At 66.9% G+C, this 22,035-nt stretch carries 21 protein-coding genes and 1 pseudogene; 10 read left to right on the forward strand and 12 right to left on the reverse strand.

The features are described 5' to 3' along the window. The first annotated feature begins 60 nt into the window (after nucleotides 1–60). The 3 genes from flaF to L284_RS30225 all read left to right on the forward strand — a co-directional run bounded on the left by flaF (nucleotide 61) and on the right by L284_RS30225 (nucleotide 3,928). Entirely contained in the window at nucleotides 61–423 is a 363-nt protein-coding gene (flaF, locus tag L284_RS30220) for a flagellar biosynthesis regulator FlaF (RefSeq protein WP_021233050.1), read from the forward strand. 233 nt (nucleotides 424–656) lie between these two features. Next, the gene (locus L284_RS46795; RefSeq protein ID WP_160172097.1) at nucleotides 657–3,311 is read left to right on the forward strand and encodes a PAS domain-containing sensor histidine kinase; all 2,655 of its coding nucleotides are present in this window, start codon (nucleotides 657–659) and stop codon (nucleotides 3,309–3,311) included. Further along, on the forward strand, nucleotides 3,308–3,928 hold the full coding sequence (locus L284_RS30225; protein ID WP_021233052.1) for a response regulator transcription factor: 621 nt from the start codon (nucleotides 3,308–3,310) through the stop codon (nucleotides 3,926–3,928). Before L284_RS46795 ends, L284_RS30225 begins: the two co-directional genes overlap by 4 nt. An 81-nt stretch (nucleotides 3,929–4,009) precedes the next feature. On the opposite strand, the gene L284_RS30230 is transcribed toward L284_RS30225, so the two are convergent. From L284_RS30230 to L284_RS30255, 6 genes are all read right to left on the reverse strand, one after another. Further along, nucleotides 4,010–5,446: an alginate export family protein gene (locus L284_RS30230; RefSeq protein WP_081673912.1), complete on the reverse strand. Its 1,437-nt coding sequence runs from the start codon at nucleotides 5,444–5,446 to the stop codon at nucleotides 4,010–4,012. Between the two features lie 172 nt (nucleotides 5,447–5,618). Then, nucleotides 5,619–6,500: a sigma-70 family RNA polymerase sigma factor gene (locus L284_RS30235; protein WP_021233054.1), complete on the reverse strand. Its 882-nt coding sequence runs from the start codon at nucleotides 6,498–6,500 to the stop codon at nucleotides 5,619–5,621. A 171-nt stretch (nucleotides 6,501–6,671) separates the two neighbouring features. After that, entirely contained in the window at nucleotides 6,672–7,712 is a 1,041-nt protein-coding gene (locus L284_RS30240; RefSeq protein WP_021233055.1) for a hypothetical protein, read from the reverse strand. Further along, nucleotides 7,712–8,146 (reverse strand): hypothetical protein, encoded by a 435-nt coding sequence (locus tag L284_RS30245; protein ID WP_021233056.1) that lies wholly within the window; start codon nucleotides 8,144–8,146, stop codon nucleotides 7,712–7,714. The genes L284_RS30240 and L284_RS30245 overlap by 1 nt, the downstream gene beginning before the upstream one ends. Then, the gene (fliI, locus tag L284_RS30250) at nucleotides 8,130–9,467 is read right to left on the reverse strand and encodes a flagellar protein export ATPase FliI (RefSeq protein WP_021233057.1); all 1,338 of its coding nucleotides are present in this window, start codon (nucleotides 9,465–9,467) and stop codon (nucleotides 8,130–8,132) included. The genes L284_RS30245 and fliI overlap by 17 nt, the downstream gene beginning before the upstream one ends. Before the next feature lie 16 nt (nucleotides 9,468–9,483). After that, complete coding sequence (locus L284_RS30255) at nucleotides 9,484–9,936, reverse strand: flagellar biosynthesis repressor FlbT (protein WP_021233058.1); 453 nt, start codon at nucleotides 9,934–9,936, stop codon at nucleotides 9,484–9,486. 174 nt (nucleotides 9,937–10,110) lie between these two features. Between L284_RS30255 and flgE the strand changes: the two genes are divergently transcribed. The 3 genes from flgE (at nucleotide 10,111) to L284_RS30270 (ending at nucleotide 14,538) form a co-directional block, all read left to right on the forward strand. Next, complete coding sequence (flgE, locus tag L284_RS30260) at nucleotides 10,111–11,427, forward strand: flagellar hook protein FlgE (RefSeq protein WP_021233059.1); 1,317 nt, start codon at nucleotides 10,111–10,113, stop codon at nucleotides 11,425–11,427. 82 nt (nucleotides 11,428–11,509) lie between these two features. Further along, a complete protein-coding gene (gene flgK, locus L284_RS30265) occupies nucleotides 11,510–13,606 on the forward strand; it encodes a flagellar hook-associated protein FlgK (RefSeq protein WP_031341622.1) in 2,097 nt (698 codons plus the stop codon). Between the two features lie 23 nt (nucleotides 13,607–13,629). After that, complete coding sequence (locus L284_RS30270) at nucleotides 13,630–14,538, forward strand: flagellin (RefSeq protein ID WP_021233061.1); 909 nt, start codon at nucleotides 13,630–13,632, stop codon at nucleotides 14,536–14,538. A gap of 107 nt (nucleotides 14,539–14,645) precedes the next feature. Here L284_RS30270 and L284_RS30275 read toward each other — a convergent pair whose 3' ends face one another. Beyond that, nucleotides 14,646–16,472: a hypothetical protein gene (locus tag L284_RS30275; RefSeq protein WP_021233062.1), complete on the reverse strand. Its 1,827-nt coding sequence runs from the start codon at nucleotides 16,470–16,472 to the stop codon at nucleotides 14,646–14,648. Beyond that, on the reverse strand, nucleotides 16,469–16,741 hold the full coding sequence (locus L284_RS30280) for a hypothetical protein (protein ID WP_021233063.1): 273 nt from the start codon (nucleotides 16,739–16,741) through the stop codon (nucleotides 16,469–16,471). Before L284_RS30280 ends, L284_RS30275 begins: the two co-directional genes overlap by 4 nt. An 87-nt stretch (nucleotides 16,742–16,828) precedes the next feature. Between L284_RS30280 and L284_RS30285 the strand changes: the two genes are divergently transcribed. Further along, the gene (locus L284_RS30285; protein ID WP_052018335.1) at nucleotides 16,829–17,281 is read left to right on the forward strand and encodes a hypothetical protein; all 453 of its coding nucleotides are present in this window, start codon (nucleotides 16,829–16,831) and stop codon (nucleotides 17,279–17,281) included. A 108-nt stretch (nucleotides 17,282–17,389) separates the two neighbouring features. On the opposite strand, the gene L284_RS30290 is transcribed toward L284_RS30285, so the two are convergent. The 4 genes from L284_RS30290 to L284_RS30305 are packed head-to-tail and all read right to left on the reverse strand — an operon-like array spanning nucleotide 17,390 to nucleotide 20,113. Further along, nucleotides 17,390–18,037 carry a MotE family protein gene (locus L284_RS30290; RefSeq protein WP_021233065.1) on the reverse strand — a complete coding sequence of 216 codons (648 nt, stop codon included), beginning with the start codon at nucleotides 18,035–18,037 and terminating at the stop codon, nucleotides 17,390–17,392. Further along, nucleotides 18,034–18,600 (reverse strand): DUF6468 domain-containing protein, encoded by a 567-nt coding sequence (locus L284_RS46800; RefSeq protein WP_021233066.1) that lies wholly within the window; start codon nucleotides 18,598–18,600, stop codon nucleotides 18,034–18,036. The genes L284_RS30290 and L284_RS46800 overlap by 4 nt, the downstream gene beginning before the upstream one ends. After that, nucleotides 18,597–19,616: a flagellar motor switch protein FliM gene (fliM, locus tag L284_RS30300; protein WP_021233067.1), complete on the reverse strand. Its 1,020-nt coding sequence runs from the start codon at nucleotides 19,614–19,616 to the stop codon at nucleotides 18,597–18,599. The genes L284_RS46800 and fliM overlap by 4 nt, the downstream gene beginning before the upstream one ends. Beyond that, nucleotides 19,613–20,113 carry a flagellar basal body-associated FliL family protein gene (locus L284_RS30305; RefSeq protein ID WP_031341627.1) on the reverse strand — a complete coding sequence of 167 codons (501 nt, stop codon included), beginning with the start codon at nucleotides 20,111–20,113 and terminating at the stop codon, nucleotides 19,613–19,615. The genes fliM and L284_RS30305 overlap by 4 nt, the downstream gene beginning before the upstream one ends. 148 nt (nucleotides 20,114–20,261) lie before the next feature. Between L284_RS30305 and L284_RS30310 the strand changes: the two genes are divergently transcribed. From L284_RS30310 to L284_RS30320, 3 genes and pseudogenes are all read left to right on the forward strand, one after another. Then, nucleotides 20,262–21,005 carry a flagellar hook-basal body complex protein gene (locus L284_RS30310; protein ID WP_021233069.1) on the forward strand — a complete coding sequence of 248 codons (744 nt, stop codon included), beginning with the start codon at nucleotides 20,262–20,264 and terminating at the stop codon, nucleotides 21,003–21,005. A 40-nt stretch (nucleotides 21,006–21,045) separates the two neighbouring features. Beyond that, nucleotides 21,046–21,831 carry a flagellar basal-body rod protein FlgG gene (flgG, locus tag L284_RS30315; RefSeq protein WP_021233070.1) on the forward strand — a complete coding sequence of 262 codons (786 nt, stop codon included), beginning with the start codon at nucleotides 21,046–21,048 and terminating at the stop codon, nucleotides 21,829–21,831. Between the two features lie 4 nt (nucleotides 21,832–21,835). Further along, a pseudogene (locus L284_RS30320) lies at nucleotides 21,836–22,035 on the forward strand (flagellar basal body P-ring formation chaperone FlgA); the annotation flags it as partial.

The raw sequence follows: 22,035 nt of genomic DNA on the forward strand, positions 1-22,035 counted from the left end.
CGACCGGTACGCCCCGCTTTGTCCTATATGAGAGGGGCGGACGTCCTTGCTGGAGCCATCATGTCACTCAATGCCTACCAACGCGTGCAACAGATCGCCGCTACCCCGCGCCGGAACGAATACCGGCTCATGAGCCAGATCACCGGCGAGATGATCGCCGCGCGCGATGCCGGCCTGAGCGGAGCCCAACTGGCGCCGGCGCTCCACCGCAATCGCGTGGCCTGGTCCACCTTTTCCTCGATGTGCGCGGCCCAGGGCAATCAGTTGCCCGACGACTTGCGCGCGCGGATCATCTCGATCGGACTGTGGGTTGATAAGTATACGTCCGAGGTAATTACCGGACACGATACCATAGACGACCTGATCGTAGTCAACCGGGCGATCATCGAAGGTCTGGCAAACGAGAACGGCACCGGCAACTAAGGGCAATCACTTAAAACCAGCTCTCCATAATTTTTAGAACCGGTAATCAAGCGCTTATTGCCGAATTGCCGGAACCGCGAGGGATCGGCTGGTATACCGTCTATTTACAAAAACGTACAAAAGTCTATTCGCCGGACCGCCTTGGAGCCTTGAACGCAAGGTGCAATAAACGGGTCGGAATGCAGGAACTGAATCCACCGCCGCAGCGCTTGGGCGGGTCGCTTCCTGTGAGGATGACTCCGATCGTTCCCGCCCTTGTCCTGGCGGCGCAACTTGTCTGCGTCCTGGCCTTGTGCGGCTGGGCCTTCGGGCTTGCGGGGCTTTCCGGCGGGTTCTTCGGCGGCTACCGGATGCAGCCGCTGACCGCCGTCGCCTTCATGACCATAGGCTTCGGCATCCTGCTGAGCGGCACGTCGCGGCGCGGCTTCACGGGCTGGGTCATGGCCCTTCCCCTGCTGATCGGCTGCTCCGCCCTGGCGCAGGAGCTTTCCGGCCTGTCGCTGGGCATCGACCGTCTGCTGTTCCCCGGCAGCGTCGTCCATCAGTTCCGGTCCTATCCCGGCCGCCCCGGCGTTTTGCCTGCGCTGGGCATCCTGCTTCTGGCCCTCGCCTCGCTGGCGGTCATATCTCGCGCGCCAGCCGTGCGCCGTCTCTCGGTGGTATTCTCCTGCGTCGCCATCGCCGCCGCCGCGATCTCCGGGACGCTGCTGCCGCTGGGCATGAGCACGCCCGGTCCCGAAACGCGTTATGCGCTCATGTCCCTGCCCAGCGCCCTGACGATCTGCCTGCTGGCCATCGCCGTGGTCGCGTTGCGGCGTCAGTACGCCTGGCCGGGCAGCCCCGATTGCGGCTTCGGCTCCGCGACGATCCAGACCTGCCTCCTGCTCTGCGTCTCGATGCCGGTGGTTTCGGCCCTCGGCCATTTCTGGGCCGAGCGCGCCGGCCATGCCTCGGCGGAGATGATCGAGATCGTCCAGGCTGTTGCTCAAGTGGCGTTGTCGTGCGGGCTGATCGCCTGGGCCTGGATGCGCATCGCCCGCGAAAGCGGCGCGCGCTCGGCGGTGAACCTGGCTCTCGACTCCGCGCCGGTCTCGATCACCGATGTCGACGGCCGGATCCTGCGCTGGTCGGCCGGTTGCGAGCGGCTCTACGGCTGGACCTCGGAACAGGCGCTGGGCCGCTTCCAGCAGAAACTGACCGGCACGCCGCCGATCTCCGCGGCCGGTATCGAAGCACTGCTCGGCGGCGCCCGTCACGAGAACGAAGTGACCGCCTATCGCCGCGACGGCAGGGCCCTGCGCGTGCTGCATAGCTGCCAGGCGGTGCAGCCAAGGTCCGACCTGCCGCCGATGGTGGTCCATTCGATGACCGACATCACTGCCCGCACCCAGGCCGAGCGTGCGGTCCTGGCCAGCGACGCGCGCCTTTCGCTGGCGATCGACCTGCACGAACTCGGCATCTTCGAGTGGTCGCTGGCCACCGACCGCTTCGTCTTCCACGGCCATGCCGAGCGGTTGTTCGCCTTGGCGCCGGGCGCGTTCGAAGGCGGGATCGAAGCCTGGAAGCAGCACTTGCGCGCCACCTTCGGCACCACTTTCCACACGCCCGGACCACCCGAGACCTGGCCCGCCGGCCGCCACCCCTTCCGCCTCGTCGCCGTGGAAGGCGGTATCGCCAAAGTGGTCGAGGGCACCGCCCATATCCATCACGGCCCCGGCGAGGGCGATATCTCGATGATCGGTATCGTCATGGACGCCACCGAGCGCGAACAGCGCGCCGAGATGCTCAAATCGCGGGAATCCGAACTGCGCTCGATCCTGGAGACCGTGCCGGAAGCGATGATCACCATCGATGGCGACGGGCGCATCCGCTCGTTCTCGGCAACGGCGGAAACCCTGTTCGGCTATGCGGCCACCGAAGTGCTGGGCCAGGACGTCCGCCTGCTCCTGCCCCGCTACGTGCGTCCTTCCGGCAAGCCGGTCGTGCCGGGCCAGGACGGCGCCGCCGAGACGCGCATTACCGCCGGGCTGGACCGCCACGGCAACGAGTTGCCGATCGAGATCGCCATCGGCGCGGCCGAAGTCGGCAACCAGCGCATCGCCATAGCCTTCATCCGCAACTTGCGCGAGCAACTGGCGGCCCAGGCCCGCATCAACGAACTGCGCGAACAGCTCCTCCATGCCTCGCGGGCCAGTGCCATGGGCGAGATGGGCGCGGGCTTGGCGCACGAGCTGAACCAGCCCCTGACCGCGACTTCCAATCTGCTGGGCGCCATCGACCTGATGATGGCCCGCGAGGGCGATCCCGAGCAAGTGCGCTGCATGCTGGAACTCGCGCGCCAGGAAGTGTTGCGCGCCGGGTCGATCATCCGCCGCATGCGCGCTTTCGCGGCGAAGGGCGAACTCGACATCCAGGCCGAGCCGCTTGAGGAAGTGATCGGCGAAACCCTGCAACTCGCGCGATCGCGCCGCCGCGCGCCGGGCGTGCGGCTCCGCTATCGCCCCAGCGTCGCGGCGCCATCCGTCCTTGCCGATCGCATCCAAATACAGCAGGTGCTGGTGAACCTCCTCAACAATGCCTTCGACGCGCTCGCGGGCCTCAACGACAGGCAGCCGGAAATCATCATCTCGACCCGCCAACTGAACGATGGTCACATCATGGTCAGTGTTATCGACAATGGCCCCGGTCTGCCCGAGGCCATCATAAATCGCCCGTTCGAGACCTTTTCCTCCACCAAGGTGAACGGCATGGGCCTGGGCCTGTCGATCTGCCGACGCATCGTCGAGGCACATGGCGGCTGCTTTTCCCTGCGCAACGTCCCGGACGGTGGCGCGGCGGTGGAATTCACCCTGCCGACTTTCGCGGAGCTGGAGTTGAAGGCAGGATGACCACCCGGCGCATCTACATCGTCGACGACGACCTCGCCGTGCGCACGTCGCTGGAGTACCTGCTCTCGATGATCGGCGAGAGCGAGATCCGCTGCTTCGATTCCGGCGACAGCTTTCTAGAATCGGCCCCCCTGCTGGAACCGGGCTGCCTGCTGCTGGATCTGCAGATGCCGGGCGCCTCGGGCCTCCAGGTGCTGAGCACCGTGGGCGGGCGGCCGACCCGCTTCGTGCCCATCGTCCTCACGGGCGAGGGCGACGTGTCGGTGGCGGTCCAGGCAATGAAGCTGGGCGCGATCGACTTCATCGAGAAACCCTGCGATCACCTCAAGCTGATGACCGCGGTGGAAGCCGCCTTCACGCAGCAGGCCGCCTCCACGGCCGAGGAGCAGCGCAAGGCGAAGGCCATTTCGCTGCTGGAACAGCTCTCCTCGCGCGAGCTGGACGTGCTGCGGGGGCTGATCGACGGGCAGTCGAACAAGATCATCGCCCACGCTCTCGACATCAGCCCGCGCACGGTCGAGATCTACCGTGCGAAGCTGATGGAGAAGCTGCAGGTCCGCAGCCTCTCCGAAGTCCTGCGCATCGCCTTCGCGGCCGGCCTGGTGCCGATGGACTGAGCGATCGTTTGATTTTCAGAAGGTCCCTGGGCGATCCAGCGACCGTGAACGGCCTCTGGATCTACTGCCCCGGAGATTTGGTCAGAAGTCGAAATAGAGGTCGACGTAGCCGTACCTCGTGTCGCCGGTCTGCGGCGCGTTAGGTGCACGCTCCAGGAAGCGGCCCTTGGCGAGATAAGCGACGCCGGTATCGACGCGCAGCACTTCGGGGATGAGCGTGCGGCGGTAGCGCGCTTCGATCTGATGCGCGCCGAAGCTGCCGCTCTTCCCGGAGGCATCCCTCACCCCGGTGTTGGAAAAACTGTCCGTGGCCGAGTCCAGCCAGAGCGCGCGGTACATGATCATGATGTCGGACTTGCTGTCCGGCTTCACTTCCACGCGGGCACCGCCGGAGATCGTGTTGAACCGGCCGACAGCGCCGAACAGGCCGGTGGGGCCGAAGTCGAAGCGGCGCGCGCCGAACAGCGTGTCGAAGCGATTGAAGGTCTTCCCGTCCGAACGGTCGCCGCTGGCGATATCGAAATCGAGCGACAGGCGCGGCTTCCAGCCTGCCGCGAAAGTCCTGCCGGCCTCGGCATGGATGAAGTAGGCGGAAACGTCGAGGTCGGTGCGATCGGTCGGGGCGGTCGTCGCGCGGGTCCGGCCGAACTGGTACGCGCCTTCCACATCGTAGTCGAAGCGGCCCGTCTTGGGCGCGCGGAAAGCGCGCAGGCCGGGGGTGAAGATGTGGCGGTTGCGGGTAGGCCGATCGGCACCGTCGCGTTCCGCCAGGCCATAGCCGTAGATCTCCAGCGAGCCGCCGAGGACGCCCACCTTCGTCAGCGAGCCGCCGAAGAACTGGAGCCCAGTGGTCTCCTTGTCCCACTTGACCGAATTGTCGTGGACGCCCTCGATATCGTCGGGCAGGCGCAGCTGCGGCATGGCCCAGAGCAGAGTCAGCTGATCACCGCCGCGGCCCTTCCACTGGAAGTTGACGCCGGTGAACGCATTGGTGGTGTTGCGGAAGGCCTGCCGCGCCACCAGTCGGCGCGATCCCAGGTTCATGGTGAAGCGCCCGGCCGTCACTTGCGCCTTGGAGCCGCCGCCCAGGCCGAAGTCCAGCCCGACGTAGGCCTGGACCATTTCCATCGCGTCCACTTCGCCCGTCCCGGCGGAGGAATTGGATTTCTCGCCATAGGCCCGCGCGTCCCAAAGCTCCCCGCCGATGCGCCATGGGCCGCCGTCATATTCCACCTGAAGCGTGGTCTTGAGCGAGAACATGGCGTCGTCCGTCGCTATCCGGGGGCGGAACTGGCCGTCGATACCCTCGGCGCGGGCACGGACTTCGCCCTTGATCGTCAGCCCTTCCGGGCTCCCCACCGCCTTTTCCAGCAAGCCGTCGGCGCGGGCGGCGGTGCTATGCCCCGCCAGAGCCAGAAGCATCCCTCCACCCGTCAGTACCGCCAGCGCACGGGCGCGAAACGGTGGGAGCGAAGGAGCCCGATCCTCGTGGACCGGGTGGAACAGGCAGGCAGTCATCACGATCTCCAGAAGTTGCCGCTCATTATAGGATAATGACGGTAGCTGCAGCGTCCGAAGATCGGTTTTTACCAGCAGTGCTGTCTAATTTTCCCAACTTCGCTTCGAGCACATTCTGCAAGGAGATGACAGGCTTTCCGGCAGCGTGCCTTGGCCGCCGCCGGCCTTTCGGTCAATGCGCGGCGGCAGGAGCGGCCAGCATCGCCTGGCGATATTCGGCCATCATCGTGAAGCGCGGATCGGCGCCGGCAAGATCGCCCATGGTCTTGGCAGCACGCTTGGCGATCTGGCGCACCCGCTCCTTGGCGACGCCGCTGTCGTCGTCGCTCATGTCGAATGCCGAGGTCTCGAAAAGACGCCCCTCGACCACGCGGCGATTGTGCTCAAGACGCTCTTCCAGCTCGGCCAGTTCGGCGGGATCGAGGCCTGCCTTGCCGGCGCGCCACACGGAACGGCGGGCGCCCGCTTCGGCACGCGGCGCCTTCTTCGGCTGCGCCTTGCGGCGGATCCGCTCGACGCCGATGTTGCGCAGATGATCGACGTAGCTGTCGGTGAGCGATGCCATGGCCTGGCGTGCGAGATAGTCCGAAGCGCCGGATTCCGTGCGTTCCAGGGCGTCTTCGTCCTCGATGGACGCCACGATCGACTGGCCTTCGCCGTCTTCGCCCACGCCGATGGCATCCAGCGAAACGGTAACCGCTTCCACCTTCTTGGCGGAAGGACGCTGGTCGGTCATCAGTCGGAAGCGCAGGCTCTGAAGCTCGCCGCGGATCTGCCAGTTCACGAAAGTGGTGAACTGCGCCTTCTCCGGGTCGTAGGCCTGGATGCCGCGATGGACGGCGATGGCGCAGACCTGCTCGGCGTCGTCCCAATGGGCGACGAGGCCGTACTGGCGAATGAAATGACGGATGCGCGGCGCGATCAGCTTGATGATCTGCGCGAAGGCGCGATCCACGATGACGCGCTGACGCGCCGTCTGTGCCTGCCCTTCGGCCGGCATGTTCGCCCGGACGGTCGCAACCGCCGTTTCCAGAGCGATGGTGATCTTCGACATGTGAACCCCCGGTCAGAGTGGAGCCCCGGGCGCCCATCGCCGCTGCTCCGCTTCAACGAAGTCCGTTGTCTCGCGAATTTCTGAATGGAAGGTTAATCCTATAAACCGTTTTCCTACATTTCCTATAATTTTGCCCGGTTCGTCGGAAAATCGAGGCATTCCGGCCCGCAATTATGCCGAGAAGCGTTCCGGGCGGATGTTGCGGCCGACGTAATCGAGCAGCCACGAACGGTGCGCGGCAACGGCGCTGCCCGCCATTTCGATCCGGCGATTCGCGTTCGACGTCCCGACTTGTGCGTTCAGCAAAGTGCGCGCCCGTTCAGGCGAGAGCCCGCCTTTCAGAAACCGCGTGGCGTCGCCAAGTCCCAGATGATGGCCAAGGTAGGCGGCCTGCGCGAGTTCGATCACGCCGCCGCCGATGCGCACGCCGGAGCCGCGGAGGGAATCGAGGTTGGTCCGGGCATAGTCGGCGATCGTCTCGATCGAAGCCTGCGGATCGTAGCGCAGCGCCAGCAGCGCGCCCCGGCTCTCGCTGCGAACCTGGCCGCGCGCGTTCAGCCACCCGTTCTGCTGCGCGTAGGCATGAAGCCAGGTGCCTTCGCGCTCGGCCTGACCTTCCCAGGTCTTGTTGAGGAACTGGCCGATACCCGCCGCGCTGGACCGCGGGTTACGGGAATAGGGCAGCCAGCGCCCGTCCGAGCCCTTGGCCGCTTCGGCATTGACGATGGTGGCCAGGGCCGCCGCAGGGATCCCGGTGCGCGATGCCGCCGAGCCGAGAATGCCGGAATAGCGCGCATTGGGGCTGCCCTGCATCGACAGGGCGCCCTCGGAACCACTGCCGGAACTGCCGTTGCCCTCGCTATCCTGCTGCCGGGCGAAGCGTTCCCAGACGCCGACCTGCGAATTACAGGAGGGATCTGCGGCGGGGGCTCTCGGAAAGCCCTGCTCCGATGCGGCAGGCTGGCCGGTGGCCGCCTTGGTCCGTTCGTCGAGCAAGGCCAGCAGGCCGTCGAGGCTCATCGGATCGGAACGCTTGTCGACAAGAGCTCCAGCCCGCTTCTCGTCCTCGCCGCCGCCGAGCGCCGCGCGCCACAGGCGGCCCGAGAGTTCGCTGCGTGCCTGCGTATAGATCACTTGCGCTTTCTGCGCCGGCGTCAGCCCCTGAAGGCTGGCCTGCGACCCGAGAACCGACGCGGTGCCGCCTTCGATCATCACGAATCCTCACGGCGCACCGCGCGCCGCGCCTTGATGAACGACATGGCGGCGAAATCGTCGATCCCCGCCTGCTCGGCATTGGCGATCACGCGCTCGGCATCCTGCCGGTAGCCGCTGGCCGCCGTCTCGATCGCGCGGAAGGTGCCATAGGCATCCACCGCCATGTCGCGCAGTTCGTCCAGCCGGGCCTTCAGCACGCGTTGCCGCGTCGCCAGTTGCCGCCGTTCGCCGCGCATCCGCTGGAGATAGGCATGGGAGCAGACCGCCAGGTCGCCGGCCGCCAGATCGGCTTCTCGGGTCATCGACATCGAGACGCGGTCCCGCGCCCTCTCGACTTCGCTCAGCACACCCGAATGGGTGCTGATCGCCGCGCTCATCTCGTCGATCTCGCGCTGCTGCACCCGCAGCGCGGCGTCATAGGGTGTCTTCATCCGGGACCTCCATCAGCGCCGCCAGCGCTTCGAAACTCTCCTGCGCGAAGCCCCGGTCCTGCTTGCCCTGCTTGAGCAGATCCTCGATGCGTGGGGCCAGCGCCACGGCACGGTCGACTTCCGCGCTAGACCCGGCGCGGTATGCCCCGAGGCGGACCATTTCTTCCATGTCCTTGTAGGTCGCCATCTCACGCCGCGCGGCGAGGCGGATATGGTTCTCTTCCTCGCCCAGGCAGTGCGGCAGGGTTCGCGACACCGACTTGAGCACGTCGATCGCGGGATAGCGGCCGCGCTCGGCGATCTGGCGAGTGATGACGATGTGCCCGTCGAGAATGCCGCGCACGGCGTCCGCCACCGGCTCGTTGTGATCGTCGCCATCCACCAGCACGGTGAACAGGCCGGTGATCGCGCCCTGCCCCGGCAGGCCCGGGCCGGCCCGCTCCAGCAGGCGCGGCAGTTCTGCGAAGACGGTGGGCGTATAGCCCTTGGTCGCGGGCGGTTCGCCGCTGGCGAGGCCGATCTCGCGCTGCGCCATGGCGAAGCGGGTGACCGAATCCATGAGGCACAGCACGTTGAGACCCTGGTCGCGAAAGTGCTCGGCGACGGTCAGGGTGGTCCAGGCGGCCTGGCGCCGCATCAGCGCGGGCTCATCGGAAGTGGCGACGACGACGACGCTGCGGGCCAGGCCCTCCTCGCCGAGATCGTCCTGCACGAATTCCTGCACCTCGCGGCCGCGCTCGCCGATCAGGCCGATCACCGCCACGTCGCACTCGGTCCAGCGCGCCAGCATCGAAAGCAGCACCGACTTGCCGACGCCCGAGCCTGCAAAGAGACCGAGGCGCTGGCCCCGGCAGAGCGGCGCGAACAGATCCAGCGCGCGAACGCCGGTGGAAAGGCGCTCGCCAACCCGCGCCCGCGCCGAGGCGGGCGGCGGTGAGGCCTTGATCTTGCGCAGCATCGCGCCTTGTTCGAGCGGCCCCAGGCCATCGACGGGGCGGCCCAGGCCATCGACCATGCGGCCAAGCCATCCGCTAGAGGGCCGCAGGGCGAACTGGCTGGCGGAAAGGTCGGCGCGCGATCCCGAGGCGATGCCCTGCGGCTCGCTGAACGGCATGCAATGGGCAATGCCCCGATCGAGACCGGTCACTTCCGCCTCGACCTGCCCGGTGGGCGAATTGAGCGTGACGCGGGAGCCGATCTGGGCGGCGCCCGAGAGCCCCTCCACCTCGATCAGCGCGCCGCGCACGGCCACGACCCGGCCGTAACGCCGGTCGGGCGTGAGCAGGCGAAGACCCGCGGCAGCGGCGGCGAGACTGGCCATGGCGCCCTCTTCCGGCTCAGGCGGCAGGCGCCGATTCGGCGGCGAGCTGCGGCGCGTCCGAAGACGGGGCCGAAGCGGCCTCCAGGCGCGAGAGCGCGTCGGATTCGTAGCCGATCAGCCAACGGCAGTCCGCCAACGCATTATAGAATTGCCCGGTCGCCACTTTCTGCGCGAAGCGGATGCACACCGCCTTGGCCTCGGCCGTCTCCAGCGCCGTCATCAGCGCCTCCAGCCGCGCCAGCAGAACCTGCTGGTGGCGCGAGAGGTCGGCCGGATCGATATAGGCCATCATGCAGGCGAAGTAGAGCTGGCGCGCCGGAGAAGTGGCTTCTTCCGGCTTCATTACGTCGCGTCCGCGCAGGATCGTGGTCTCGTTCTCGACCACCAGGTCGGTACGACCGACGGCGCGCAGAACCGCGCCGTTCACGATGACCGGCTCCCCGTTGCGAAGCGAAATGCGAAGTGTCATGTCAATTGCCCCCGTGACATCTGCCTCAATTATAGGATGACCGCGTCAAGTCCGTGGCGGAAGACCATAAATTTTCCAAGCCGCGATCCGCCCGGCGCGACATTCTTCCTACAATGCCTCTGTTCGGTGGCCGGTACGCCATACCTTGCCGGCCGACACGCACAGGAGAATGAAATGAGCCTTTATTCAGCTCTTTACGCCGGCGTTTCCGGTCTTGGCGCGCAGGCGAGCGCCATGGCGACCGTCGCGGACAACATCACCAACGTCAACACCATCGGCTACAAGGGCGTTTCCGCCCAGTTCCAGACGCTCGTCACCGACGGCAAGATGAAAAGCAGCTATTCGGCCGGCGGCGTCACGGCCGCGCCCAAGGCGCTCATCTCCAAGCAGGGCCTGCTTCAGGCGTCCAGCAGCCTGACCGACATCGGCATCGACGGCGCCGGCTTCTTCGTCGTACGGTCCAGCGCCGACACCAGCGGCCAGATCGCCTATACCCGCGCCGGTTCGTTCACGCCTGACGCCGACGGCTATCTGCGCAATACGGCAGGCTACTACCTGACCGGCTGGCCGCTCGACGCCAGCGGCAACTACACCAACAACGGCAGCTTCACCTCGCTGGAGCCGATCCGGCCGAACGCGCTGACGGGTGCCGCGCTGCCGACCACCAAGATCGCGATGCGTGCGAACCTCGATTCCACCGCAACGCCGATCACCGGCGCCTACGTGCGCGGTTCGATGGCCTCCGGCGCACTCTCTCCGCAGTTCTCGCGCTCCGTGGAAGTCTACGACGCACAGGGAACGGCGCACAGCCTGACCTTCAACTTCGTCAAGACCGCCGCCAACGAGTGGGTTGCCGAAGTTTCGGGCGATCCTGCCCAGATCGCCAGCTCGAACGGCACGGCGATCACCGACGGCGTGCTCGCCAGCGGCTCCGTGAAGTTCAACGCCGACGGCAGCCTCGACCTTGCTGGTTCGGACCCTGCGCTCTTCGCCAACCTCGATATCGGCTGGTCCAACGGCGCCGGCTCGACGCCGATCACGCTCGGCCTCGGCACCGATGGCGGGCTGAACGGCCTGACCCAGTTCGGCAGCGATTCCGCCCTGCTCTCATCGAGCGTGGACGGCGGCGTGCTCGGTACCGTGGCCTCCGTCGAGATCTCGGACACCGGCATCGTCAGCGCCGTGTTCGACGACGGCACCACCCGCGCGATCTACCAGCTGCCCATCGCCACCTTCCAGAACCCGGACGGCCTGACCCGCACCAGCGGCAATGCCTATGTCGCTTCGGCCACTTCGGGCAACGTCGCGATCAACCAGCCGGGAGCTCTCGGCGGCGGCTCGATCGCGGCGGGCGTGCTGGAAGCCTCGAACGTCGATCTGGCGTCCGAGTTCTCCAACATGATCCTGTTCCAGCGCGCCTACAGCGCCTCGTCGAAGATCATCACGACGGTCGACGACATGCTCCAGGAAGTCAGCAACCTGAAGCGCTGATCCGGAAAAGCGCCGGTTCCGGCGCTTTTCACCCGACTTTCGACCTTCCCTCCCGAGCGATACATTCAGGAAGACCAGACCCGTGTCCCTCAACCAGATACTCAATTCCGCTATGTCCGGCCTCTCGGCCTCTCAATCCGGAATGGCGACGGTTTCCAACAATATCGCCAACGTCAATACGGTGGGCTACGCAAGGCAGAAGCCGGCGCTCTCCACCGGCGTGGCCGGCGGGAAGGTCAACGGGGTCGTGGTCGGCGAACCCTCGCGCGTGGCGGACAAGTTCCTGGAGAACGCCGTCTACCAGCGCGCGGGCAATGCCGGGCGGACCGAGGCGACTTCGAACTACCTCGACCGCCTGCAATCGCTGCTCGGCTCCACCGATTCCAAATCCGGCATCGCCGCGCGCCTGACCGCCATCACCACGTCGGTCTCGCAGATCGCCAGTCTCCAGGGTTCGGCACAGTCGATCGCCCTGTTCACCGGCAATGTATCCGACACGATCCAGGGCATCAACCAGCTCCAGAAGGACGTCTCCAACCTTCAGGCCGACGTCGAGAGCGAAGTGTCCGACACCGTAGACCGGGCCAATGTCCTGCTGAAGAAGATCCACGACCTCAACAGCGAAGTCGCTCGCCTCCAGGGCCTCGGCAAGAGCGTTTCCGGCCCCGCCGACGAGCGCATGTCCGCGCTGGAGGAACTGAGCGGCATGATGGACGTGACCGTGCGCGAACAGAGCGACGGCCGCGTGACCATCGACACCGCCTCGGGCCAGGTGCTGCTCGACAAGCGCCTGCGCCAGCTCAGCTATCCTTCGGGCGCCGCCGCCTCGCAGGCGACTTATCCGGCCATCGACATCCGCTTCGCCTCGGACAACGGCGTCATGGGCGCTTCGACCGGAGAGAAGATCGATTCCACCGCCGTCGGCGGCAAGCTGGGCGGATTGCTCGACATTCGCGACCGCGCCCTGCCCAACTTCTCGGAACAGCTCGGCCAGCTTTTCAGCGGGCTTGCCGAGACGCTGAACAAAGTCGCCAACGAGGGCACCACCATGCCCCCGCCGCAATCGCTCACCGGTGCGCCGAACGGCCTGATCGGCACCGACCGCCTCGGCTTCACCGGCAAGGCGACTTTCGCCGTCGTCGCCAAGGACGGCACGCTGGTGTCCAAGACCACGATCGACTTCGACGCGCTCGGCCCCACGGCGACGGTCGACGACGCCGTCGCCGCGATCAATGCCGGGCTCGCGCCTGACGGCAGCGCCAGCTTCACCGACGGCGTGCTTTCGATCGGCACGGCTTCCAGCGCGAACGGCATCGCCATCGCGCAGGATCCGACGACGCCCAGCAGTCGGGGAGGCGTGGGCTTCTCGCAGTTCTTCGGACTCAACAACATGATCCGCTCGGACACCAGCGCCTTGACGCCTCCGGGCTTCTCCGCAAGCGATCCGCATGGCTTCGGCCCCGGCGAAACCGCGCAGATCGTCCTGCGCGATCCCACCGGCAAAGTCCTGAAAGAATACACCCTGACGGGATCGACGGGATCGACCTGGGGCGATCTGGTGAGCGAACTCAACGCCAGTCCGCTGTCGGCCTACGGCAGCTTCGCGCTGGACGACAAGGGCCGCGTCCAGTTCAACAGCAATTCCGCCAGCGCCGGCTCGACGATCTCGATTCCATCCGATTCGACCAATCGCGCCGGCACCGGGCTCTCCTTCTCCGCGCTTTCGGGACTGACCGGCGCGGCCAGCGGTCTCGGCTCGGCCGAAGTGCCCGCGGGCATCCTGGCGGACCCGACCAAGCTGCCGCTGGCGCTGCTGCAACTGAACGCAGCCGTGGGCGAAAAGGCGATCGGCTCCGGCGACATCCGGAACGTCTCGGGTTTCGTCGATGCCCTTTCGGCGGCGGCGGACTTCGGCAAGGACGGCAGTTCCACGATCGGCAATTTCGCCAATCGCCTGCTCGGCAGTGCCGGTTCGCAAGCCTCGCTTGCCCAGACCAACTACAAGGACGCCTCCTCGCGGCTCGGCGACGCGCTGGACCGCCGCGATTCCTTCTCGGGCGTCAATGTCGACGAGGAGCTGGCGCAGATGGTCGTCCTGCAGAACAGCTATTCGGCCGCGGCCCGCGTCATGACCACGGCCTCCGACATGTACGACACCTTGCTCGGCATGATCCGCTAAATTCGAAAGACGAGGACCAGACGATGACCCGCGTAGCGACGATCCCTCTCCAGCGCACGCTTGCCAGCGGCATAGCACGTTCGCAGGAAAACCTCGCGACCAGCCAGCTCCAGCTCAACTCGGGCAAGAAGGCGACGGACTATGCCGGCCTCGGCCTCGATGCCGTGCGCACCCTGTCGGCCCGCTCGATGATGGCCCAGCAGGAAGCCTACAAGAGCAATGCCGGCCGCGTCTCCACGACGCTCTCGCTCTACGACGCGCATCTCAACCAGATCGATTCCTCACTGTCCGACCTCAGCAAGCAGTTGCTCGATGCGATCGGCACCGGCGATTCGCCCGGCCTCCAGGCCGCCATCGAAAGCGCCTTCGGTGACGTACGCACCGCGCTCAATTCCGGCGAAGGCGGCGTGCCGCTCTTCGCCGGATCGCAGACCTCCAGCACGCCTTTCGTGCCCAAGACGCTGCAGGACACGATCGGCCTCGATGCCGCCGATGCCTTCACCAACGACAACGTGCGCCAGTCCACCCGCGTCGGCGAGAACATCGACCTTGAACATGGCATCGGCGCCAGCGAGGTCGCCGGAAACCTGATCCCCGCCTTCCGCACCCTGGCCGAAGCAGGTCCGTTCGGCGAGAAGCTGACCGATGCGCAGAAGCAAGCGATCACCGATGCCCTGTCCCAGCTCGACGTCGGCCTCAAGGACGTCCGCACGGTCAATGCCACCAATGGCCGCAACCAGAACAAGCTCGACAACCTGACGGACCGCGCGGACGACCGCATCGATCTCTTCAAGGAGCTGATCGGTTCGGTCGAGGATGCGGATCTGGGGCAAGTCGCCATCGACATAACCCAGCGCAAGACCATCCTGGAAGCGAGCTATTCGGTCTTCGCCCAGCTCAATTCCATGTCGCTGGCCAGTTTCCTGAAGTAGTCGCCTCCGGGCGACATTCCAGCCTGACGGAAAAGGGCGCCGGGATCTCTCCCGGCGCCCTTTTCTTGGTTCGTTGTACCGCATTCAAGAGACGGGGTGCTCGACCGTCAGCCTTTCGGTGCGGCGCTGCCCGGCGCGCGTTCGAGCAAGTCGGCGAATTCGCCCGCCGGGCTGGCCGAGGGCATGGCCGCCATGGCCCGGGCCAGTTGCGGGCCGTTGGCCTCCTGGGGATTGCCCGTCAGCATCTCGAAGATCGGCGCGGAAGGCAGCCCCCGGAACGCGCCCGCATAGCGCGCGTGAAGCCCGGCAAGGCCCTCCTCGCGGCCGAGCATGGCCAGCGAGATCGCATGGCGAAGCACCACGGCCTGTGCCACGGCGTCCAGCGCGCGGCCTTTGGGCAGACCTGCGGCGGAAGCTTCCGCATAGCGGCTCCAGTCGCGCTGCTTCCACAGGATCTCGGCCCGCAGGGTATCCGCGTCGGGCACGTCCTGAAGCACTGCCATGGCCTCGTCGATGCGGCCGATCTGGCTGAGCGCGGCGGCCTCGACGCGCTTGCGCGCGGCAATCATGGCATCGGGGAACGACGGATCGTCCGACTTGCGCAAAGTCTCCAGCGCGCGGTCGGGACGGCCCGCCAGAATGAACAGCGTCGCCACCCGCGCCGAAAGCGGACCGCGCGCAAGGTCGCCCGCGCGCACGAAGAGCTGATAGGTCAGCAGGTCGCCGGCGCGTTCGTAGAGGCCGGCCTGCTGCAGCCGTTCGGCGAGGTGGCTGGCCATGAGGTCGCCCTCGGCCCCGCCGGGCGCGATATCGCGGTAGTCCCAGTAGAGCCCCGCAGCCTTGTCCAGCGGCAGCTTGCGGGCAGGATCGAGCGCCGTGGCCAGCTTCGTGCGCAGGCCCGGCACGAAGTCCGGGCCCTGGCGCGCGGCATCGTGATAACGGAACAGCGCCGCTCCTGCCGCGAGTGCGCCCGACAGATCGCCGCGCGCATCGTAGAGCTTGTAGGTCAGGCGCAGGGCGCGTTCCTCGATGGCATCGCCGCGCCAGGCATAGCGTATCGCGTCGAGCCGCTTCAGCGCCGCCTCCGGCCCGACGGCCTTGTGCGCCACTTCGGATTCCACCTCGCTGAGCCGCGCATCCATGCGCTGCTCCATCGTCCCGGAGCGCTCGACCCGCGCAAAACGCAGGCGGGCCTGGTCGGCATGGCCCTGCGCCAGTTCGGCGCGGCCGCGGTAGAGATTGGCTGCCGGATCGCGATCGGGCAGCGGGGCGAGCCATTGCATGGCCTTCTCCGGTGCTCCGCCTTCCACCGCCGCCCTGGCAGCGGCCAGCACGAAGGCCTTGGGCCGAGGAGTCGCGAGAGCCGGACGCGCGCAGCCGAGTTGCTGCAGCGCCTGTTCTCCCATGGCGCTCTGGGCCAGGGCACGAAGCCGCCAGGCACAGGCCTCCGGATTCACGCCCAAGCCCGGCGCGCCGAGCGCGGACAGCGCATCCGGATAGCGTCGGAGCAGTGTCAGGGCCGCGCCCTGGGCCAGGCGGAAGGTGTCGACCATCTCCAGGTCGGGATCGTCCTGCCGCATGACCTCCAGCACGCCGAAGGCTTCTCCGCCGCGCTCCTGGCCGATCAGGCTGCGCGCATAGTTCCAGCGCGCCTGCTGCCGTTCGGGTCGAGGCACGCGGGCAAGGCGCTCCCAGGCTTCCGCCTCGGACAGCTTCGCCCAGGCCGCCGGTCCCACGACCGCCGGCTGCTGGGCAAGGTCGGCGGCGAAGCCCGGAAGGCGCGGGGCGGGCGGCAATGTCACGGCTTTGGCGCCCGGCCGGGCGGGCGGCTTGGCGGTCGGTGCCGGCGCCGGAATGGGAGAAGCCACAGGTGCGGCGAGCAGCGCGGCGCTGGGCAGGAGCGCGGCGGTGGCAAGCAGTCGGGCAAGGATCACAACAGGGCTCCCGGGAACAGGACCGAGGCGGCATAGAGCACGCCGCCCAGCGCACTGCCGATCAGGAACAGCAGGACCGCGAGCGACACCCACAAGAGGCCGCCCCGCTTGCCGACATCGGTCGCGGCGAGCGCCTCGCCCGCAGCCATCTGGGGAGGATCGGTCCGGCGCCGGCCCGGGTTCGGTGCATTCGCCCCGGACGGGGCATTCCCATCCGGCGCGCCGGAAGAAAAGACCCTGACTTTGGCCGGACGCCGATCGTCGCTCATGTTAACCTGACTCCTGGGGTTTCGTTCTATTATAGAGGGAGAAGCCGCTGGACGGTCCGCTCCGCCCGGCCCGATCTGGAGTCATCGATGCCGTCTTCCGCCTTTCCGCGCAGAGCCTTGCCGCCGGCCCGCAGCGCCTTTCGGCTCGCGGCCCTGCTTGCTGCGGCGGTCGCGGCGGCCGCACCGGCCCTTGCGGACACCAAGAAGGCCGATCCGATACCGCCGCCCGATCCTTCGTTTCTGGTGATGGAGCCGATCGACGCTCCCATCGTCGACAGCGGCCGGATCGACGGCGTGCTCCATCTGTCCATCGCGGTGAAGACGAAGTCGGCCGATGACGCGGCAGGTCTGGCCAAGCGCATGCCCGAACTGCGCGCCGCCTCCTTGGCGGCCGCGATCGAGTTCGCCCGGCTCCATGCCTCACCCTATACGCCGGTCAATGTGGCGCGCCTCTCCGCCATGATCGCGCCGCCGATCAAGCGGCTCGACAAGGGGATCGAGAAAGTGCTGATCGTGAAAGTCTCGGCCGACGAAGGCTGAACATCGGCCGAAGTTCCATCGTCGTCCCGGATCAGGTCCGGGACGACGGGATGAAAAAAGGCCCCCGTCCGGATTGGACAGGGGCCTTTTTGGTGCATGCGGAAACGCTTACTTGGCGACCGGTTCCGCCGGCTTGCCCACGGCCGCCAGCGCCTGCGGCTTGCCGCGCCTGGGCTGCGGGACCGGTGGCGGCGAGGCCTTGATGACCTTGCGCCCCGCGAGCGCCATCGACAGTTCGACGGCCGAACCCGGCGACATATATGCCATGATCTGCGCCGTGGCGCGCTCGCGCATGCGGCGGGCGACTTGCGCCTGCACCTCGATATCGAGCTTTTCGAAGATCGGCGCGGCGCGCTGCGGCTTCATCGTCTGGTAGATGCGCGCGAGATTGTCGTAAGGCACTTCCGGCTCGGCGGCACCACCCTTGCCTGCGGGCGAGGCGGCAGCGGCAGCCTGGTTCTGCTGTGCCTGACCGGCCAGGCGCGCCTCGCTCGCCTTGACCGCCTGTTCCCGCATCTCCAGCTTGCGGCGCTCGGACGCCAGCACGCGGTCACGCTGCGCGCTGGCGTCCTGGAGGGACGCGCCGAGGCGACCGGAGTCGCCCTTGCCGGCATCCAGGGGCGGCGCCGCAAGCGCGATGGCATTGGCCACCGCCGCCACCCCGGCCACGCCCAGGATCAGCCGCGAGGGCGTCACGAGCCCGCGCAGGGGTGCCATCACGCCGCCCATCAGCCCCGAGGCACCGGGCAGTTTCATGCAACGGCGCTTTCACGCGAGGCACGGGCCGTGGCGATGTCGCGCACGACGCCGCTGGCATCGTTGATCGCGGCGGGAACCGCGACCTTGCGGCGCGAACGCGTGCGGGTCGGTGCCGCGGCGGTCTTCTCGGCTTCGAGAATGCCGGCGACGACCTGCTCGGCATCGGTCGACTTGGGCGCGGCCTTCGGCTTGGTGGTGCGCGGCTTGCGCACGGCGCGCTTCTTCGGCGCCTTTTCCTCGACCTTGGGGGTCTGCGCGGCTGCGTCCATGATACGGTCGGCCACGGCATTGCCGATGCCGACCATCAGGGTCAGTTCGTCGCGGATTTCCTCGGCGGCGGCGATGGCGGTCGCCTGGGCCTGGCCGTCGGTCGAAAGCACGCGCTTGAGGTCGCCCAGAACCGCGCGGGCCTGGCCCGTCGCCTTTTCGATCTGGGCCACGCCCTCGGCAAGCTGGGTGTCGCGCAGCGTGCGCAGGCGGCGGCTCATCCGCGCGCTCTGCACGAGCACGGAGACGCAGAGCAGGATCAGCACGACATTGATCGTTGTGGCGAAGGTCATTTCGGATACCCCTTGGAAATGTCAGTGGCCATGCGAATGGCGATATTGCTCGAACGCTGGCCGATATGCGCGCGGCCCAGCGGGACACCGCCGCACTGGACCTGAAGCGCATCGTTCGGGCTGTGGCTGAGGGCGATCGTCTGCCCCACCTTGAGAGTCATCACGTCGCGCAGGCTCATGAGCTTTTCGCCGAGCACGACGTCCACGGTGACTTCGGTATTGTAAAGTTCGCTGGCCATATGCGTGGCCCACATGCGGTCGCGGCCGAGCTTCTCGCCCATGAACCGTTGCAGCAGCTTGTCGCGCACCGGCTCGATCGTCGCATAGGGAAGAAGCACGGAGAACTTGCCCCCGCGCCCTTCCATGTCGACACGGAAGGTGGCGACGGCGGCGATGTTGCTCGGCCCGGCGATGGCGGCGAAGCGAGGGCTGGACTCCATGCGCTCGACCTCCATGTTCACGGGCTCGATCGCCTCGAAGGCTTGCGAGAGGTCGTCGAGCGCCAGTTGCACCATCTTGGAGACCAGCATGGTCTCGATGGTGGTGAAGGCGCGGCCTTCGACGCGCATCGGGCGCGACCCCTTGCGGCCGCCGAGCAGCGCGTCGACGACGGCGTAGATCAGGCCGGAATCGACGGTGACGACGCCGTAGTTCTCCCACTCCTTCACCTGGAACACGCCGAACATCGCCGGCAGCGCCACGCGGTTCATGAACTCGCCGAAGCGGGTCGAGGTGATTTCCTCCAGGCTGACGTCGATCGCGTCCGAGGTGAGATTGCGCATGCTGGTGGCGAAGGAGCGCACCATGCGTTCGCAGACCACTTCCAGCATGGGCAGCCGCTCGTGGCTGATCACGTTGGATTCGATCATCGCCTTCAGCCCGCTCTTGGGCTGGACCGGCGCATCGCTGTCGAACCCGAACAGCGCATCGATGCTGTCCTGGTCGAACATGTCGTCGTTGATCGCGCCCATCTTGGGGGGATCCGGAAGGACGAAGTCGTCGAAATCGTCGCTCATTGCTGGACGAGGTCCTGGATCAACACGTCCTTGACCATGCCGGCGCCCAGCGCCTGGGTGGCGCGGGTCATCATCTCCTCCTTGATGCGGAACACGGCGGCCGACCCGTTGAGATCGTCCGGCCGCAGTTCGCGCAGGAAGGGCTGCAGGGCATCGAGCACCGCAGGCAGCTTGGCCTTGACCTTCTCGGCCTTGCCGTCCGCCGCCACGATGATGAAACGCAGCTTCAGGAACCGTGCCTGGCTGTCCCCACCGCGCAGATTGACGATCATCGGCGGCACTTCGATATAGGATGAGGCGTCGCCTTCACCCTTGGACGGTTCCGCCGCGGCCTCGTGACCGCCGCTCTCGCCGCCACGCATGAACCACCATGCCCCGCCGCCGCCGGCCAGCAGCGCCAGGACCGCGGCCCCGCCGATCACCAGCATTTTACGCCCGGACTTCTTGGGCTCCGGCACATCGACCGCCGTAATGTCGATCACGTCGTCGCTGGACACTTTCATCCCCTTGGCTGTCGGGATGCGCCCCCTTCACCGAAATGGTGTCTGCGCATCCGCTTTCGCGATTTCGCCTCTATTATAGGAAAGCTGAGCGGCAAAATCTGCCTAGCGCCGAATATCTGGAACTTTTTCGCAAGGTGCCCGAATGGACGTCTCTTCCTTCGTTCTGCTGAGCCACGAGCAGGCCCTGCGCCGCCAGCTCGACATCACCGCCAACAACATGGCGAACACCAGTACCGTGGGGTACAAGCGCGAGCAGGCGCTGTTCCACGAATTTGTCGAGACCGTGAAGGATGCGCCGGTGGAGGATGCCCGCAAGACGTCCTTCGTGCTCGACTACGGCGCCGTGCACGACGCCTCGCAAGGCGCCTTCCAGTCGACGGGCAACGCGCTCGACGTGATGATCGACGGCCCGGGCTACCTCAACGTCGAGACGCCGGAGGGCGGCGTCGCCTATACGCGCGCGGGCTTCGTGAAGATCTCGAGCACCGGCGAGCTGGAAACGTCCGGCGGCCAGCGTCTGCTGGATCCGAATGGCCAGCCGATCGTCATCCCCGCCGAGCTCAAGAACCAGGTCTCCATCACCGAGGATGGCACGGTCATGGCCGGGGACGGTCCGGTCGGCCGCCTGGCGGTAACCGACTTCGCCGACGAGAACATGCTGGAGCCGCGCGGCGACGGCATGCTCACCGGCGCCAACGGCCGCATGCTGGGCGCGGCGCAGACCAAGCTCAAGACCGGCGGCGTGGAAGCCTCCAACGTCGAGCCGATTACCGAGACCACGCACATGGTCGAGATCCTGCGATCCTACCAGACCAGCCAGCGCCTCTCCGCCGACCTCAACGACATGCGCAAGCGCGCCATCGACCGGCTGAGCCGGGTTGGTTGAACGCTTCCCGTAACGCCTCCATTCTCAAGAAGGAACCATCATGCGTTCGCTCTCCATCGCTTCGACGGGCATGCTTGCCCAACAGACCAACGTCGACGTCATCTCGAACAACATCGCCAACATGAACACCACCGCGTTCAAGCGGCAGCGGGCGGAGTTCCAGGACCTGCTCTATCAGCAAGTCTCGCGCCCCGGCGCCAACACCAGCGACACCGGCACCAAGGTCCCGACCGGCATCCAGATCGGCGCCGGCGTGCGCACCGGCGGCGTCTATCGCATCACCGAACAGGGCGCGATGACCAATACCGGCAACACCTATGACATGGCGATCGACGGCCCCGGCTACTTCCAGATCACCCTGCCCTCGGGCGACCTGGCCTATACCCGCGCCGGTTCATTCCAGCTTTCCGACCAGGGCGAACTCGTCACCAGCGACGGCTATCTCGTCCAGCCGAACATCACGATCCCTCAGGGCTCGCTCGACGTGACGATTTCCAAGACCGGCGAAGTCCAGGTGAAGACAGCCGGCCAGGCGCAGATGCAGACCGTGGGCCAGCTCGAACTCGCCACGTTCGTCAACGAAGCGGGCCTGGAGGCCATCGGCGGTAACCTGTTCCTCGAAACCGGCGCTTCGGGCCAGCCCACCGTCTCGACCCCCGGCCAGCCCGCATTCGGCACGCTGAGCCAGGGCTTCGTCGAAGCCTCGAACGTCAATCCCGTCTCGGAAATCACCTCGCTGATCACCGCCCAGCGCGCCTACGAGATGAACAGCCGCGTGCTGAAGACGGCCGACGAGATGCTCCAGACCTCGACCCAGGTCGCCTGACGCCATGCTCGCCGCTCTCCTCCTCGCCCCTGCGCTGGCCGCCGCCACGGCAATTCCTGCCGGGGAAGCCGCGCCGGTTCTCGCCCGCACCGTCGAACGCGGCGAAGTTCTCTCGAAAGCGGACTTCGTCACGGCCCCCGTGCTCGCGGCGATCGCCCGCAACGCGCTGAGCCCGGCCGAAGCGGCGGGGCAGGAGGCGGTGCG

Source organism: Novosphingobium lindaniclasticum LE124, from assembly GCF_000445125.1.
Taxonomy (GTDB): Bacteria; Pseudomonadota; Alphaproteobacteria; order Sphingomonadales; family Sphingomonadaceae; genus Novosphingobium; species Novosphingobium lindaniclasticum.